We start from the raw sequence: 13,336 nt of genomic DNA, 5'->3' as shown, positions 1-13,336 counted from the left end.
GGCTTTTTCATGTCCGCTAAAAACCCGCCATTGTTGAGTAAAACGCAAAATTCCTCTGCTCATAAGCGGATTTTTCAGCAACAATAATCCTGCCACAATACGCCTCATCGCAACATTCAACGCAATGATGAGGAAAACATGACAATCCCCGCTTTTGGTTTAGGAACATTTCGTCTGCAGGACGATGTCGTTATTCATTCAGTGAAAACCGCACTGGAACTCGGTTATCGCACTATCGATACCGCTCAAATTTATGAAAACGAAGCTGCCGTAGGTCAGGCTATTGCCGAAAGCGGCGTGGCACGTGATGAGCTATTTATCACCACTAAAATCTGGATTGAGAATCTCGCCGCCGACAAACTGATCCCCAGCTTAAAGCAGAGCCTGGCGAAACTGCGTACCGACTATGTCGATTTAACGCTGATCCACTGGCCATCGCCGGGTGCAGCGGTATCAGTCAAAGAGAGCATGCAGGCATTGATGGCAGCGAAAGAGGAGGGTTTGACGCGTCAGATTGGTATCTCTAACTTCCCGATTGCCCTGATGAAAGAGGCCATTACCGCTGTGGGCGCAGAGAACATTGCGACCAACCAGATTGAGCTGCACCCGTTCCTGCAAAATCGCCAGGTCGTGGACTTCGCGAAACATCAGGGCATTCACATCACTTCATACATGACGCTGGCATATGGCGAAGCGTTAAAAGAACAGGTGATAAAGCAGATTGCGCAGAAACATCAGGCCACACCCGCGCAGGTCGTCCTGGCGTGGGCACTGGCACTGGGTTATGCCGTGATCCCCTCCTCAACCAAACGTGAGAACCTGGCCAGCAATATGGCGGCGCAGGATCTGACACTGGATGCGGACGACATGGCGCAGATCGCCGCGCTGGATCGCCAGCAGCGTCTGGTCAGCCCGGAAGGCCTGGCACCAGACTGGGATTAATTCTCCCATGCATCAGCCCTGCACGCGCCAGGGCTGATCTCTGACCCACTCGCTGAGAAAATCAATAAAGGCCCGCACGCGCTGGCTCACCCCTAAATCGCTGTAATACACCGCATTAAAAGGCATCTCAACCGGTACCGACTGGTGCGCGAGCACCTCAACAAAAGTGCCCGCCGCAATTTCCGCATTCACCATAAAGTCCGACAGGCAGGCGATACCCTGATCGTTCAGGCACAGCTGCTTAATCGTCTCTCCGCTGTTTGATGACATCGCCGCGTCAATTTCATACAGATCGCTGCCATTGGCCGACACGGGCCAGCGATTAAGACGAGGCGTTTCGACAAAGCCGAGGCACTGATGCTGTGCCAGCGCCTCCACCGACGCCGGCGTGCCATATTTCGCCAGATAAGCTGGCGTAGCGACCATTTTACGATAGCTGGTGAACAGCAGCCGGGCACGCAGCGTGGAATCGGTTAAATCCCCGGCACGAATAGCGACATCCACTTTACGATCGATCAGGTTGATAAAGCTTTCAGAGGAGATTAGCGATAGCGTGACCGCCGGATAGCGCTCGCGAAAAGGCTTAATCATCGGCATCAGCAGGTTAAGGATCACCGGTGTTGCCGCGTCGATGCGCAGCACGCCCTGTGGCGCCTGCTGGCGCTCAATCAGCTCATTCTCTGCTGTCGCCATCTCAAGGATCAGCTTCTGCACGCGCCGGAAATAGAGTTCGCCTTCATAAGTCAGCGCCAGCTGACGGGTGGTACGCGTCAGCAGCGACACGCCAAGCTTGTTCTCCAGCTTCTTCACCGTGCGGCTCACCGCTGAATTGGCCATCTGTAACTGCTCCGCTGCACGGCTAAAACTGCCGCTTTCCACCACAGCGATAAAGACTTTTAACTCCTCTGAAGATGCCTTCATTATGCCTCCTCAGGCAAAAGTTTATTGTTACTTTGCTTCTTTTTGTTATTAAAGCACGAGTCGATAATGGCGCCCATCAAAACATTATTGGGAGTCAACCATGCCACTTGCACTCTGGGCGCTGACCATCAGCGCCTTCGCTATCGGAACCACCGAGTTTGTTATCGTCGGGCTGATTCCGACCATCGCTGAACAGCTCAGCATTACGTTACCTTCCGCCGGGATGCTGGTATCCATCTACGCGCTTGGCGTAGCCGTCGGTGCGCCAGTGCTCACCGCCTTAACCGGCAAGCTGCCGCGCAAGCAGTTGCTGATGGGGCTGATGGCGCTGTTTACCGTCGGTAATCTGGTGGCCTGGCTGGCACCCAACTATGAAACGCTGGTGATGGCGCGTCTGCTGACCGGTCTGGCGCACGGTGTTTTCTTCTCCGTCGGCTCAACCATTGCGACCAGCCTGGTAAGCAAAGAGAAGGCCGCCAGTGCGATAGCCATCATGTTTGGCGGCTTAACCGTGGCGCTGGTCACCGGCGTACCGCTTGGCACACTGATTGGTCAGCATTTTGGCTGGCGTGAAAGTTTTCTGGCGGTCTCTCTGCTGGGTGTGATTGCACTGGTCAGTAGTATGATACTGGTACCGCGTAACATCGCACAGCCGCCTGCCACTTCACTGGCACAACAGGCCGCGGTGATGATCAATCCGCGTCTGCTGCTGATTTACGCGATTACCGCGCTGGGCTACGGTGGCATCTTTACCACCTTCACCTTCCTGGCACCGATGATGCAGTCACTGGCCGGTTTCTCACCGACCGCCGTCAGCGGCGTGCTGCTGGGGTACGGTATTGCGGTGGCGATCGGGAATATCTGGGGCGGCAGGCTGGCCGATCGCCGCGGTGCGGTACCGGCGCTGACGCTGATTTTTATCGCGCTGGCCATTCTGTTAGTGGTATTCCAGTTCACCGCCAGCATGCATTACCTCGCGCTGCTCACGGTGCTGGTGATGGGCGTCTTTGCCTTTGCTAACGTACCTGGCCTGCAGGTTTACGTGGTGCAAAAGGCTGAACACTATGCGCCAGGCGCAGTTGATGTCGCGTCAGGGCTGAATATCGCGGCCTTTAATATTGGCATCGCACTGGGTTCAACCGTCGGCGGTCACATCGTGGAACATTACGGTCTGGCGCAGACGCCATGGGTGGGTGCCGTCATCGTGTTTGCGGCTCTGCTGCTGGTCCGCCTCAGCGGCCAGCTGGATAAGCCGCGCACGGCAGCCATTACTGAATAAGCCGCACAACAGCCTGCCGCATGGCGGGCTGTTGCCGTTGCTGGCTGTGAGGCGAATTCCGACAATCAATAACAGCAATTGAAACCCCGCGCTAAAATCCCTATAACAGTCAGGTGAAGTTGTAGTCGTAAATCAGCCAGGCGGGACAGTGCGAAAAAAAACTTATGCAATGCGGTATGTAGCAGGTCAGCCTGCTGAGCGGATTTTTCCGCCAGGGGCGATGCTGCATCTTGGGCAGGCGTTACCGCCCGGTGCACCGCTGCCAGCCGACCCAACCCTGCGCGTGCTGGTGTGGAATATCTTCAAACAGCAGCGGGCAGACTGGATGTCAGTACTGCAGGGCTTCGGTAAAGATGCCCATCTGGTGCTGCTGCAGGAGGCGCAGACCACACCGGAACTGGTGCAGTTCGCCACCAGCAATTATCTGGCGGCCGATCAGGTACCGGCCTTTGTGCTGCCACAACACCCCTCTGGCGTCATGACGCTGGCTTCTGCCCATCCGGTCTACTGCTGTCCGCTGCGTGAACGTGAGCCGCTACTGAGGCTGTCTAAATCCGCTCTGGTCACTGCCTATCCGCTTCCCACCGGCGAAATGCTGATGGTGGTCAACATTCATGCGGTCAATTTCAGCCTCGGCGTTGATGTGTACAGCAAACAGCTGGGGCCGATTGGCGAGCAAATCCAGCATCATCGCGGGCCGGTGATCATGGCCGGCGACTTCAATGCCTGGAGCCGTCAGCGTATGAACGCGCTCTACCGCTTTGCCCGTGAGATGGCGCTGCGCGAAGTAAACTTTACTGATGATCATCGACGCAAAGCCTTCGGCCGCCCGCTGGATTTTGTCTTTTACCGCGACATGAAAGTCAGCGAAGCATCGGTGCTGGTGACGCGTGCCTCTGACCACAATCCTCTGCTGGTTGAATTCAGTCCCGGCGCGGCTAAACGTTAAGCCAGGCGCGGCGCGCCAAAGGCGAATGATTCACTGCGCTGATGCCGCACCCTGCTCAATAAGCCACTTCAGACTGCTAAAGGCATGGCGCAACGGCGATAATAACGAGGTTTACGCGTGAGTGTGTCGGACTGCGGGAACGGGAAAAGGTAAATAATGAAAAAGGCTGACAAAAGTCAGCCTTTTCGGTGCATCAGGTATCAGGTGTTGCGCTATTCTTCACAAACAGCGTCAGCTTGTCGCCGGGCTGAATGTCTTTAGCGTCACTGTTCCAGCGCATCACGTCTTTGGTGTTAACACCATGACGTTTGGCGATACTGGCAAAAGAATCACCCTTACGTACACGATAGGTGATGCTGTTGCCGTTATCCGCCAGCTGCGACGCGCCAGCTTTGCCGCCAACGGTCAGCGTCTGACCGATGCGTACTGACGCACTGCGCAGGTTGTTCTGCTGTTTCAGTGCGCTGACGCTCACACCAAGCTTGCTGGCAATGCCGGATAAGGTGTCGCCTTTGCGGACCTTATAGCTGTTGCCTGCAGCGCTGACTTTCGCCAGCTCGCCGGGCTGAACCGCAGCAATATCACCGGAAGCCAGTGAGTTGCGCAGCTGAGCCACGTTGGACTTAGGCACCATAATGTAGTGCGGTCCGTTTGGCGCGGTGGTGCCGTTTTTATAGCCGGCATTGAATGTCTTCAGCTTGCTGAGCGACATACCGGCCATATCTGCGGCTTGCGTCAGTTCCATTTGCTGTCCTACTTCAACGCGCGCCAGTGCACGGCTCTCGTTGGCGGTCGGCAGCTTGATACCGTAACGCTTGCTGTTCTTGAGAATATCACTCAGGGCCAGCATTTTAGGTACGTAAACCGTGGTCTCGCGTGGCAGCGACAAATGCCAGAAGTCGGTCGGCTTACCGCGCGCCTTGTTCTGCTTCATCGCCTTCAGCACACGTCCTTCACCGCTGTTATAGGCGGCGACGGTCAGTAACCAGTCGCCGTCAAACATACCGTTCAGACGCTGCATCATATCCAGCGCAACTTTGGTTGAGGCCACCACATCGCGGCGTCCGTCGTACCATTGGTTCTGTTTCAAACCATAGTTTTTGCCCGTTTGCGCAACGATCTGCCAGATGCCAGCGGCATTCGCAGAAGAGGTTGCGTGTGGGTCAAAAGCGCTCTCCACTATGGGTAGCAGTACCAGTTCCATCGGCATTTTACGTTTCTGTATCTGCTCGACAATCCAGTACATGTACGGCTCTGCCCGTAATGTTACATCGTGGAGATAGCTCTTATTTTTTAAGTACTTTGTTTTTTGTTCGCGGATTCGCGGGTTTTCCGGAATCCCCATCTTCAACTCGTCACTAATGTGATTCCAGAGATCAGTGTCTTCTGCGAGGCTGGTTCCATCATCTTGCCAGCGCGGCGACAACAAGCGATCTCCGTACTTTCCATTTTCACCTTGACCAGCTGAAGACAGACTCTGTGCATGCTGTACCGGGATACTGGCGTCATTCCTTGATGCCTGACATCCAACCAGCAAGACCGAGGCGAGTAATATCGCTTTAGCCTTCATGTGTGTGTCAATAGTTCGCTTAAAAGACGAGCAACTATACGTTAGCGACCGGCACAACACAACCAGAAATATCAAAAACGGTCTTTCTTCTCGCGTAGATCGGCAAAAGTCTGCCATAACGGAGCCGACGACACATTAATGCCCAAAGCCTTTTGCAAATCAGGATCTTGCGTACGCAGGAATAAATTTATTTCACGCTCCAGCGCCAGTTTTGGCGGCAAAGTAATGCGATTTTCTGCGCGTAAGTCCTTAATTTGCTGATACCTTGCCAAAATTTTCGGGTCCTGAGGCAGAATAGCCGCAGCAAACTTCATATTGGATAAAGTGTATTCATGCGCACAGCAGATAAGCGTATCGGCAGGGAGTTGATTAAGCGCCTGAAACGACTCAAACATTTGCTGCGCAGTGCCTTCGAACAGTCGTCCGCAGCCACCCGAAAACATCGTATCGCCACAGAAAAGATAAGGTGAGCTGAAATATGAGATATGTCCTAAAGTGTGTCCAGGCGTTGCGATGACGCGGAAATTTAGCCCGAGCAGGGTAAATTCATCACCGTCAGTGAGAATAGTGCGCGCGCCTTTATCGGCGGTCTCCTGCGGACCATAAACCTCAAGTTGCGGATAGTGCTCCAGCAGTTCGCTAACGCCGCCCACGTGATCGTGATGATGATGGGTCAGCAGAATGGCCTGCGGCTGCCAGTGATTGGCGCGAATTTTTTCCAGCACCGGCCGGGCTTCACCCGGATCGACGATCAGACAGCGTCCCTGTTCATCGTTCAGTGTCCAGATGTAGTTATCCTGCAACGCGGGAATACTGGTAAGATTCATAAACACCTCTCAGGTCGTAGAAAAAGGAAAATGGTAGAGCATGAAGCCAGCGAAAACACGCCAAATCCTGACTGCGCCGCGCTCCTGGCAGGATATGCCCTGGGGCGACTATTTCCGCGACGCGTTAACCCAGCAACTGCAACCGTATCTCGGCAAGCTGTACGGCTTTCATATGCTTAAAATTGGCAGCCTCAGCGCAGAAATCAATACCCGCCAGTGTGCCATATCGCATCAGGTTAATGTGGGCGATGAGGGCGATGGGCTGCACGTCATCGCCAGCGCAACGCAGTTGCCGTTTGAAGCCAAATCGATTGATGCCTGTCTGCTGGCGCACACGCTGGCCTGGAGCCAGGATCCGCACCGCGTATTGCGCGAAGTGGATCGTGTACTGATTGATGACGGCTGGATGATTATCAGCGGCTTCAATCCGTTCAGCCTGCTGGGCATCAGTAAAGGCCTGCCCGGATTACAGCGCCGCGCACCGTGGAGCGGACGGATGTTCAGCCAGGTGCGCCTGCTCGACTGGCTGAGCTTACTCAACTATGAAGTGGTGTATCGTACGCGCTTTCAGGTGGTGCCGTGGCACCGCCAGGGCGGCAAGATGATCAGCACGCACCTGCCGGCGCTGGGCTGTCTGAACATCGTGGTTGCGCGTAAGCGCACCTTCCCGCTGACGCCGGGCAAAGTGAAGATGATGCCCGGCAAAACCCAGTTACGGCCAGCGGTCAATGCCACGCGGCAGTTTCGTGAAGCCAGCGATCAGGACTCAACCTGATAGCCAATATCGTCGAGGGAAGGATTGCCGGCAGCGCTGCGTGCCAGTTCATCGCAGCGTTCGTTCTCGGGATGACCGGCATGGCCTTTTACCCACTCCCATTGAATCTGATGGGTACTGAGCGCCGCGTCGAGTCGCTGCCACAGATCAACGTTCTTCACCGGCTTCTTTTCTGCGGTTTTCCAGCCGCGCTTTTTCCAGTTGTGAATCCAGCTGGTGATGCCCTGGCGCACGTACTGGCTGTCGGTGCTGAGTACCACGTCACACGGCTGGGTCAGCGCTTCCAGTGCCACAATGGCCGCCATCAGCTCCATGCGATTATTGGTAGTAAGGCGGTAGCCGGCGCTGAATAATTTCTCGTGCTGGCGGTAGCGAAGAATGGCGCCGTAGCCGCCGGGACCGGGATTGCCCAGGCAGGATCCATCGGTGAATATTTCTACCTGTTTGCGCATCTCTGGTAGACTTCCTTCTGACAAAACGCCAAGTCTGACATAAAACGAGTCCTATGAGCACTGCAAATAACCGCCAGATCGTCCTCGATACCGAAACCACCGGCATGAACATGATCGGGGTGCATTACGAAGGACATCGCATCATTGAAATCGGTGCGGTTGAGGTGATCAACCGTCGCCTGACCGGCAACAACTTCCATATGTATCTCAAGCCCGATCGGCTAGTGGATCCGGAAGCGTTCGGCGTACACGGTATTGCCGATGAATTCCTCGCCGATAAACCGACCTTTGCGCAAATCGCCGACGAATTCCTCGATTATATTCGCGGCGCGGAGCTGGTGATCCATAACGCTTCGTTCGACATCGGCTTTATGGATTACGAATTTTCCATGCTGCAGCGCGACATCGGCAAGACAGAAACCTTCTGTCAGATCACCGATAGCCTGGCGATGGCGCGTAAAATGTTCCCGGGCAAACGCAACAGCCTGGATGCGCTGTGTAACCGTTTCGAGATCGACAACAGCAAACGTACGCTGCACGGCGCTTTGCTTGATGCCGAGATTCTGGCCGAAGTGTTCCTCACCATGACCGGCGGCCAGACCTCGCTGGCGTTTTCAATGGAAGGCGAGCAGAGCAATCAGGTGGCAGGCGAGCATATACAGCGCATCGTTCGTCCGGGCGCCGGCCTGCGCGTGGTTAGCGCCAGCGATGAAGAAATAATGGCGCATGAGAGCCGGCTCGATCTGGTGCAAAAGAAGGGCGGCAGCTGCCTGTGGCGCGCCTGAAGCCGCTGATTTTGCGTGGAAAAGCGTCGTTAAGCTGAAAAAACCGCCAAACGAGAGATTCCCCTGCAAAAAGCGTTGACGAGGGATGAGGCTGCCATTAATATGCGCCTCGTTCCCGACGGGGAACAAAGCGCGGAGCGGTAGTTCAGTTGGTTAGAATACCTGCCTGTCACGCAGGGGGTCGCGGGTTCGAGCCCCGTCCGTTCCGCCAATCTCTTTAAAGAAGCCGATGCAGCAATGCATCGGCTTTTTGCTTTTCTAAATCATACCCATCTGGCGTACGGTCGCCATTCATGGCGACCGCCAGCGCATTAATCCTTCTGTACCGCCACTTCCGCACGATAGGTGGCTTGCGGCACCTCACGTTCAGCGCGCGCCAGCCAGCGGTAGCAGCCAGCGCCCAGCGCCACGCCGATGAACCAGCTGAAGTTTGCCACCGCGTGCAGGGAAGGAATAAAGCTAATCACCAGGCAAATACCCACGGAAGGTAGCAGCGCAGCAATCGCTTTTGGATTGAAACCGCCGCGGTACCAGTAGCGGCCTTTTGGCGTATCGTTGAACAGGTCATCAACGTATACCTTGCTGCGTTTGATCAGGTAGAAATCGGCGATCAGAATGCCAAACAGCGGTCCGATAAATGATCCCAGCACATCCAGCGTGTAGTGAATCAGCTCTGGCGACTGGAACAGATTCCACGGCGTCAGCAGCACTGAACCCACGGCGGCAATCATGCCACCGGCGCGGAAGCTGATCTTCTGCGGTGAGCAGTTAGAGAAATCAAACGCTGGCGAAACGAAGTTCGCCACGATATTGATGCCGATGGTGGCGGTAATCATGGTCAGCAGCCCGATAGCGACCGCTACATCGTTGCCTACCATGCTCACGGTTTCAATCGGATCGGTGATCATTTTGCCAAACAGCGACTGAGTACCCGAGACGATGACCACGGTCACAATCGAAAACAGCAGGAAGTTGAACGGCAGGCCCCAGCGGTTGCCGCGGCGAATCTCACCCATGCTTTTGCCGTAGCGCGAGAAGTCACCAAAGTTGAGCAGCGGACCGGAGAAATAAGAGACCACCAGCGCGGTCGCGGTAATCATCTGCCAGGTCTGCTCGCCCGCGCTCAGTGATTTACTGGCGAGGGTGAAGGAGATACCGTCAAAACCGGTTTTGTATACAATCCAGCCCGCCAGCGCCACCATCACCACGTAGACCGCCGGACCGGCGATATCGATAAAGCGTTTAATCGCGCTCATGCCGTGCCAGAACACCATCGCCTGCAGCAGCCACATGACGCCGAAACAGCACCAGCCAAGCTGCGACAGGCCGAGCCAGCTGCTCTGCGTCATGCTGCTTAACGACGGATAGAACTTCAGCAGCACCAGCATCAGCGCATTCGCCGCCAGATAGGTCTGAATACCGTACCAGGCGAAGGCGATCAGCCCGCGGATCACCGCCGGGATGTTGGCCCCGAACACGCCAAATGCCTGACGCGAAATCACCGCATAAGGCACGCCGGCCATCTGGCTCGGCTTCGCCACCAGGTTAGCGCACAGCTGCACGATGCAAATTCCCACCAGCAGACACAGCAGCACCTGCCAGCTGGCCAGACCGAGGGTGAAGAAGCTGGCCGCCACCACATAGCCGCCCATGCTGTGCACGTCCGACATCCAGAACGAAAAAATGTTGTACCACGACCAGTTCTGGTTGCGGGTCGGCGCCAGGTCGTCGTTACACAGACGCGGGCTGTAATGGGCGTTGGCTTCAGAGGCCACCGCAGAGGTCACTTCAGAATGATTTGGCATGAAACCTGCTCCTCTTAACTTCATGGAAAAATAATGACAGCGTGAAACGGTATTGCAGGATCCAGGCCAGAATTGATTTATTGTATACAAAAAATGAATTTCACGTATACGATGTCTGCATACAGTCACTTGCCGGAGCGGGTAATGAAGAGTGAAACAGGCCAGAAAACGGCTGCCGATCTGAATGACAGAGACGAACCTATCTATCAGGCGTTGCTGAACGCCATCGTGGAGCACCAGCTGCCGCCGGGCAGCAAATTGCCGGAAGAGGCGCTGTCGGAGGTGTTTGGCGTCAGCCGTACCGGCATTCGTAAGGTGCTGCAGCGCCTCGCGGCGGTGCAAATGATCACCCTGTCGCCCAGACGTGGTGCACAGGTGGCGACGCCGGGCGTGGAGGAAGCGCGCGACATCTTCGCCACGCGCAGCTTGCTGGAGTGCGCCAACCTGCCGGCGGTGCTGGCGCATCTGCAGCCGCCGCATCTCGCCGCGCTCAGTGGCTTAATTGCCGACGAGCAGCAGGCGCACCAGCAGCACGACGGAGCCGCCGCCATCCGTCTGTCTGCGGCTTTTCATATCCAGCTGCAGGCGATTTCCGGCAACCAGGTGCTGACTGACATGGTGACGCGCCTGACGCAGCGCTCCTCACTGGTGATCGCCGCTTACGGTGCACCGTGGCAGCGTGGCTGTCGTTGCGATCATCACGATCGGCTGGTGGATCTGCTGCGGCAAAACGATCTGCCGGCGTTAACTACGGCGCTGCAGCATCACTTCGAACATATCGTCGCCAGCCTGCACTTTGAACGCAGCGGCGAAACCCTGCCTGATTTCACCCGGTTATTTGCCGGTCATAAAGGAGCGGCATCATGAGCCTGATCCAGGTGATCAACCCGAATACCAGCGCCGCCATGACGGCGACCATCGGTGCAGCGGCGCGCGCCGTGGCCGCACCTGGCACGGAGATTGTGGCGGTGTGCCCGAGCGAGGGCGTGCCCTCCATTGAAGGACACTTTGATGAAGCGATTGCCGCGGTGGGCGTGCTGGAACAGGTAAAACGCGGCAAAGAGCAGGGCGTCAGCGGCCACATCATCGCCTGCTTTGGCGATCCGGGACTGCTGGCGGCACGCGAACTGGCGAACGGGCCGGTGATTGGCATTGCCGAAGCGGCGATGCACACCGCGACGCTGGTGGCGACGCGCTTTTCGATTGTCACCACGCTGCCGCGCACGCTGGTGATCGCCCGCCATCTGCTGCAGCAGTACGGATTCAGCCATCACTGTGCCGCGCTGCACGCTATTGATCTGCCGGTGCTGGCGCTTGAGGACGGCAGCGGCGTCGCGCAGGAGAAAGTGCGCGAGCGCTGCCTGCAGGCGAAACGTGAAGATGGCAGCGGGGCGATTGTGCTGGGCTGCGGCGGCATGGCGTCGCTGGCGCAGGATCTGACTAAAGAACTGGGCCTGCCGGTGATTGATGGCGTCAGCGCGGCGGTGAAAATGGTCGAGTCATTACTGGCGCTGGGCTTTGGTACCAGCAAACACGGCGATCTGGCTTACCCGATTAAAAAACCGCTCAGCGCGGCATTTCAGCACCTAAACTAAGGGCTGGTTGAGGACTGATGACAGGAACTTGCAGAATGAGTGATGTATCTGAAAAGAAAGAGTACAGCTTCAACAAAAATTATCCGCGCGATCTGATTGGCTATGCGGGCCAGCCGCCGCACGCGCAGTGGCCGGGTGAGGCGCGGGTGGCGGTGCAGTTCGTGCTCAATTATGAAGAGGGAGCTGAAAACAATGTGCTGCACGGTGACGCGGGCTCTGAGCAGTTTCTCTCCGACATCATCGGAGCCGCCAGCTATGCCGATCGCCACATGTCGATGGATTCCCTGTATGAGTACGGTTCGCGTGCCGGTTTCTGGCGCATCCATCAGGAGTTTCAGCAGCGCGGCCTGCCGCTGACCATCTTTGGCGTCGCGATGGCGCTGGCGCGGCATCCGCAGATTGTCGAGGCCATCAAAGCCGCCGATTACGATGTGGTCAGCCACGGCTGGCGCTGGATTCACTATCAGGGGATGGATGCCAAAACCGAGCGTCAGCACATGCAGCAGGCAGTGGACGTGCTCACCGAGTTATTCGGTAAAGCGCCCACCGGCTGGTATACCGGGCGCGACAGCCCCAATACGCGGCGGCTGGTGGTCGAGCAGGGCGGCTTCAGCTACGACAGCGATTACTACGGTGACGATCTGCCGTTCTGGACGCAGGTCACCTGTCAGGACGGCACGGTGAAGCCGCATCTGATCATTCCCTATACGCTGGAGTGCAACGATATGCGCTTCGCCACGCCGCAGGGATTCAACACCGCCGAGCAGTTCTATACCTATCTGCGCGATACCTTTGATGTGCTGTATGAAGAGGGCGCGACGGCGCCGAAGATGATGTCGATTGGCATGCACTGCCGTCTGCTGGGGCGTCCGGGGAAATTCCGCGCGCTGCAGCGTTTCCTCGACCATATCCAGCAGCACGACAAGGTGTGGGTGTGCACGCGTCAGCAGATTGCCGATCACTGGATGAAGACGCATCCGGCTGCCTGAGCGGCCTTACCTTTCACGGATGTGTGCCCTCTCTTGCCAGGAGAGGGCAACACTCGCGTCCGCTCAGCTCATCAAACTCACCTGCGCTGCCACGATGCGCCAGCCGCACGGCAGCCGTACCCAGGTCTGCTGCTGACGGCCGATCTTTTCTACGCCCTCGCGGGTGAACTCGGTGCTGCACACCGCATAGTCATCGCCAAAAGTGGTGATGACCGTATTGCGCAGCGTGCGATCGAGCCCCTTTGACGGACGCGCCGCGCGAAAGGCGCGAATCTCGTCAATCCCGTACAGATTCTCTCCGGCACCGAGTCGCACCGTACGCGCATCGTGCCAGAACAACTCGTCCAGCACGGCGACATCATTGCTCACCAGCGCCTGCTCGTAGCGGTAAAACGCGGCGGTGACTTCAGCCAGTATCGCCGGACGATCGATATGTTCAGGTGTCAT

The 13,336-nt window shown here is 56.7% G+C and carries 13 protein-coding genes, 1 tRNA gene and 1 pseudogene; 9 read left to right on the top strand and 6 right to left on the bottom strand.

Annotation, left to right across the window (positions count from 1 at the left end; genetic code table 11):
* Positions 1-138 precede the first annotated feature (138 nt).
* Entirely contained in the window at positions 139-942 is an 804-nt protein-coding gene (gene dkgB, locus C1N60_RS15995; protein WP_262256389.1) for a 2,5-didehydrogluconate reductase DkgB, read from the top strand.
* Positions 943-954: 12 nt separating this feature from the next.
* Here dkgB and yafC read toward each other — a convergent pair whose 3' ends face one another.
* Positions 955-1,863 (bottom strand): DNA-binding transcriptional regulator YafC, encoded by a 909-nt coding sequence (gene yafC, locus C1N60_RS15990; protein WP_021507312.1) that lies wholly within the window; start codon positions 1,861-1,863, stop codon positions 955-957.
* A gap of 100 nt (positions 1,864-1,963) precedes the next feature.
* On the opposite strand from yafC, the gene C1N60_RS15985 reads away from it, so the two are divergent.
* Together C1N60_RS15985 and C1N60_RS15980 are read left to right on the top strand one after the other, a co-directional pair.
* Positions 1,964-3,142, top strand: a complete 1,179-nt coding sequence (locus tag C1N60_RS15985; protein ID WP_021507311.1) for an MFS transporter — start codon at positions 1,964-1,966, stop codon at positions 3,140-3,142.
* A gap of 148 nt (positions 3,143-3,290) precedes the next feature.
* Positions 3,291-4,091 carry an endonuclease/exonuclease/phosphatase family protein gene (locus C1N60_RS15980; protein WP_031279675.1) on the top strand — a complete coding sequence of 267 codons (801 nt, stop codon included), beginning with the start codon at positions 3,291-3,293 and terminating at the stop codon, positions 4,089-4,091.
* A 193-nt stretch (positions 4,092-4,284) separates the two neighbouring features.
* Here C1N60_RS15980 and mltD read toward each other — a convergent pair whose 3' ends face one another.
* Complete coding sequence (gene mltD, locus C1N60_RS15975; RefSeq protein WP_394521086.1) at positions 4,285-5,661, bottom strand: murein transglycosylase D; 1,377 nt, start codon at positions 5,659-5,661, stop codon at positions 4,285-4,287.
* A 71-nt stretch (positions 5,662-5,732) separates the two neighbouring features.
* On the bottom strand, positions 5,733-6,488 hold the full coding sequence (gene gloB / locus C1N60_RS15970) for a hydroxyacylglutathione hydrolase (protein ID WP_262256387.1): 756 nt from the start codon (positions 6,486-6,488) through the stop codon (positions 5,733-5,735).
* 40 nt (positions 6,489-6,528) lie between these two features.
* On the opposite strand from gloB, the gene C1N60_RS15965 reads away from it, so the two are divergent.
* A complete protein-coding gene (locus C1N60_RS15965) occupies positions 6,529-7,263 on the top strand; it encodes a class I SAM-dependent methyltransferase (protein WP_021507307.1) in 735 nt (244 codons plus the stop codon).
* Here the strand turns inward: C1N60_RS15965 and rnhA are convergent.
* Positions 7,248-7,815 (bottom strand): annotated as a pseudogene (rnhA, locus tag C1N60_RS15960) (ribonuclease HI). The gene C1N60_RS15965 and the pseudogene rnhA sit on opposite strands and share 16 nt — an antisense overlap.
* On the opposite strand from rnhA, the gene dnaQ reads away from it, so the two are divergent.
* Positions 7,769-8,500 carry a DNA polymerase III subunit epsilon gene (gene dnaQ / locus C1N60_RS15955; RefSeq protein ID WP_021507306.1) on the top strand — a complete coding sequence of 244 codons (732 nt, stop codon included), beginning with the start codon at positions 7,769-7,771 and terminating at the stop codon, positions 8,498-8,500. The pseudogene rnhA and the gene dnaQ sit on opposite strands and share 47 nt — an antisense overlap.
* Before the next feature lie 134 nt (positions 8,501-8,634).
* A tRNA-Asp gene (locus tag C1N60_RS15950) sits at positions 8,635-8,711 on the top strand.
* Positions 8,712-8,811: 100 nt separating this feature from the next.
* Here C1N60_RS15950 and C1N60_RS15945 read toward each other — a convergent pair.
* Positions 8,812-10,305 carry an NCS1 family nucleobase:cation symporter-1 gene (locus C1N60_RS15945; RefSeq protein WP_104092601.1) on the bottom strand — a complete coding sequence of 498 codons (1,494 nt, stop codon included), beginning with the start codon at positions 10,303-10,305 and terminating at the stop codon, positions 8,812-8,814.
* 144 nt (positions 10,306-10,449) lie between these two features.
* Here C1N60_RS15945 and C1N60_RS15940 point away from each other — a divergent pair, with 144 nt between their 5' ends.
* The 3 genes from C1N60_RS15940 to puuE are packed head-to-tail and all read left to right on the top strand — an operon-like array spanning position 10,450 to position 12,889.
* Positions 10,450-11,172, top strand: a complete 723-nt coding sequence (locus C1N60_RS15940; RefSeq protein WP_058758029.1) for a GntR family transcriptional regulator — start codon at positions 10,450-10,452, stop codon at positions 11,170-11,172.
* Positions 11,169-11,900, top strand: a complete 732-nt coding sequence (gene hpxA, locus C1N60_RS15935) for an allantoin racemase (RefSeq protein ID WP_132466310.1) — start codon at positions 11,169-11,171, stop codon at positions 11,898-11,900. Before C1N60_RS15940 ends, hpxA begins: the two co-directional genes overlap by 4 nt.
* 35 nt (positions 11,901-11,935) lie before the next feature.
* The gene (gene puuE / locus C1N60_RS15930) at positions 11,936-12,889 is read left to right on the top strand and encodes an allantoinase PuuE (protein WP_021507302.1); all 954 of its coding nucleotides are present in this window, start codon (positions 11,936-11,938) and stop codon (positions 12,887-12,889) included.
* A gap of 63 nt (positions 12,890-12,952) precedes the next feature.
* On the opposite strand, the gene hpxZ is transcribed toward puuE, so the two are convergent.
* Complete coding sequence (hpxZ, locus tag C1N60_RS15925) at positions 12,953-13,336, bottom strand: oxalurate catabolism protein HpxZ (protein WP_058769325.1); 384 nt, start codon at positions 13,334-13,336, stop codon at positions 12,953-12,955.

Source organism: Pantoea sp. SGAir0184 (assembly GCF_043544755.1).
Note: the sequence above shows the minus strand (reverse complement) of the source record. Positions and strands in the feature narration are given on the sequence as shown.